The following is a 1,403-nucleotide window of genomic DNA, read 5'->3' as shown; positions in this document are numbered from 1 at the left end:
CTCACCCCCGAGGACACCCCGGGCGGCGGCCTGACCATGACCCTGTCCCTCCCGGCCGCTCCCGAGGCCCGCGCCGAGCACCCTGCGCACGACTGACCGCGGACTCCGGCACGGACGCGGCGCGGGTCAGGTCGTGGCGTCGGCCGGGAGTTCCGCGGGGGCCGGGGCGTCGCCACCGGCGATGGGCAGGGTGAGCACCATCGTCAGGCCGCCCCCGGGGGTGTCCTCGGCGGTGAGGGTGGCGTCCATGGCTTCCAGGAAGCCGCGGGCGACCGCCAGCCCGAGGCCCACGCCGGCGCCCGCCGGGGCGTCCCCGTGCCGCTGGAAGGGTTCGAATATGCGGTCCTTGGCATCGTCCGGGACGCCCGGTCCGCGGTCGACGACGCGCAGTTCGAGGCGGTCGGCGAGGACACTGGCGGAGACGTTCACGGCCCGGCCGCCGGGGCTGTACTTGACGGCGTTCTCGACGATGTTGGCGACGGCCCGTTCCAGGAGCCCGCGGTCGACGGCGACCATGGGCAGGGTCTCGGGGATGTCGAGATCGACACTGTCGTCCGGGACCCCGGCCAGGGCCATCGGGACGACCTCGTCGAGGTCGGTCACGCGGACGATCGGGACGACCGTCCCCGTCTGGAGGCGGGACATGTCGAGGAGGTTGCCGATCAGGTGGTCGAGGCGGTCGGCGCCGTCCTCGATGCCCTCCAGGAGGGAGGCCCGGTCCTCCTCGGACCACTCCACGTCGGTGGAGCGCAGGGAGGTGACGGAGGCCTTGATGCCGGCGAGGGGGGTGCGCAGGTCGTGGCTGACGGCGGCCAGCAGGGCGGTGCGGATCCGGTTGCCCTCGATCAGGCGGCGGGCCTCCTCGGCCTCGTCGACGAGGCGCTGGCGGTCGAGGACGACGGCGGCCTGGGCGGCGAAGGCGCCGAGGACGCGCCGGTCCTCGGCGGGCAGCACCCGGCCGGTGAGGGCCAGGGCCATGTTCTCGCCGATGGGCATGTCGACGTCGGCGTCCTCGGGGCGGGTCGCCGGGGTGCGGCCGGTGCTGCCGGCCGTGGTCCAGGGATCGACGTCGGTACCCCGTTCCAGCAGCGCGACGGAGTCCATGGAGAAGGTCTCCCGGACCCGTTCCAGGAGTGCGTCGAGGGCGGTCTCGCCGCGCAGGACGCTGCCGGCGAGGAAGGAGAGGATCTCGGATTCGGCCCGCAGGCGGGCGGCCTGGTGGGTGCGGCGGGCGGCCAGGTCGACCACCGAGGCCACCGACACGGCGACACCGACGAAGATCGCGATGGCCACGATGTTCTTCGGGTCCGAAATGGTGAACTCGTGCAGCGGCGGGGTGAAGTAGTAGTTGAGGAGCAGCGACCCGAAGGCCGCCGACCCCAGCGCCGGGAGCAGTCCGCCGA

The 1,403-nt window shown here is 73.8% G+C and carries 1 protein-coding gene; it reads right to left on the bottom strand.

What is annotated here, in order from left to right; translation table 11 throughout:
• Window positions 1–126 precede the first annotated feature (126 nt).
• On the bottom strand, window positions 127–1,403 hold a 1,277-nt coding region (locus ACFVXK_RS34245; RefSeq protein WP_389619809.1), incomplete at its 5' end, for an ATP-binding protein.

Origin of the sequence: Streptomyces sp. NPDC058157 (assembly GCF_042884105.1) — a bacterium.
Lineage (GTDB): Bacteria > Actinomycetota > Actinomycetes > Streptomycetales > Streptomycetaceae > Streptomyces.
The sequence above is the reverse complement of the archived record's forward strand: the minus strand, read 5'-3'. Positions and strand labels throughout refer to the sequence as shown.